The organism is Sneathia sp. DSM 16631 (assembly GCF_014892235.1).
Classification (GTDB): Bacteria; Fusobacteriota; Fusobacteriia; order Fusobacteriales; family Leptotrichiaceae; genus Sneathia; species Sneathia vaginalis.
In genome coordinates, this window is the sequence record NZ_JADBHL010000046.1 from 1 (window position 1) to 339 (window position 339).

The 339-nt window shown below is 43.7% G+C and carries 2 tRNA genes; both read left to right on the forward strand.

Features of this window, described 5'->3' with window-relative positions:
* Positions 1 to 83 precede the first annotated feature (83 nt).
* Positions 84 to 160 (forward strand) — tRNA-Ile (locus tag IMK15_RS06345).
* Between the two features lie 17 nt (positions 161 to 177).
* Positions 178 to 253: transfer RNA gene (locus IMK15_RS06350), tRNA-Ala, on the forward strand.
* Positions 254 to 339: the final 86 nt, after the last annotated feature.

Below are 339 nucleotides of genomic sequence, written 5' to 3' on the forward strand. Positions count from 1 at the left end.
CCGTACCGGAAGGTGCGGATGGATCACCTCCTTTCTAAGGAGAAAAAGACAAGTAACACTTGTTTGCTAACTTTCATTAAAATGGGCGTGTAGCTCAGGTGGTTAGAGCACTGTGCTGATAACGCAGGGGTCGATGGTTCGAGTCCATTCATGCCCACCAATACACGACTAACAAATGGGGATATAGCTCAGCTGGGAGAGCGCCGCACTTGCACTGCGGAGGTCAGCAGTTCGATCCTGCTTATCTCCACCAAATAAAGATTTAGGACAATGAGAAATGAATAGTAGGTAAAAAAGAATTACAACTTAAAAAAAGAGTTAGAATGAGAAGCTAAATAA